General features: G+C 47.4%; 1 pseudogene. It reads left to right on the forward strand.

Going from position 1 to position 627, the window contains the following annotated elements:
- Positions 1-627: pseudogene (locus A3762_RS02790) on the forward strand (DNA polymerase III subunit alpha); the annotation flags it as partial.

Here is a 627-nt window from a genome sequence, read left to right on the forward strand (position 1 = left end):
CCCTAACTATCGTTGATTGGGCCTTGAAGATGATTAATCCTCGTCTTCAAAAAGAAGGCAAAGAAACGATAAACATTGATCATATCCCGCTTGATGATCCTGCCTCGTTCACTTTATTGAAAACGGCCGAAACGACGGCTGTATTCCAGCTCGAATCACGCGGAATGAAGGAGCTGATTAAGAAGCTTCAGCCAGATAACCTTGAAGATATGATTGCACTTGTTGCTCTGTTCCGTCCGGGGCCATTGGACTCAGGGATGGTTGATGACTTTATCAACCGTAAGCATGGTCGAGCAGAAGTAGCTTATCCTCACCCAGACTTTCAGCACGAGTGTCTCGAGCCTATTCTTGAACCAACTTACGGGGTTGTTGTTTATCAGGAACAGGTAATGCAAATCGCCCAGTCGCTCGCAGGTTATACCCTTGGTGGGGCGGATATGCTGCGCCGTGCGATGGGTAAGAAAAAACCTGAAGAAATGGCCAAGCAGCGTGAGATTTTCCGTGAAGGTGCGGTAGGTCAGGGCGTCGACCCAGAATTGGCGATGAAAATCTTCGACCTCGTAGAAAAATTTGCGGGATACGGTTTTAACAAATCACACTCTGCTGCTTATGCATTGGTGTCTTATC

This window comes from Oleiphilus sp. HI0125, assembly GCF_001635355.1.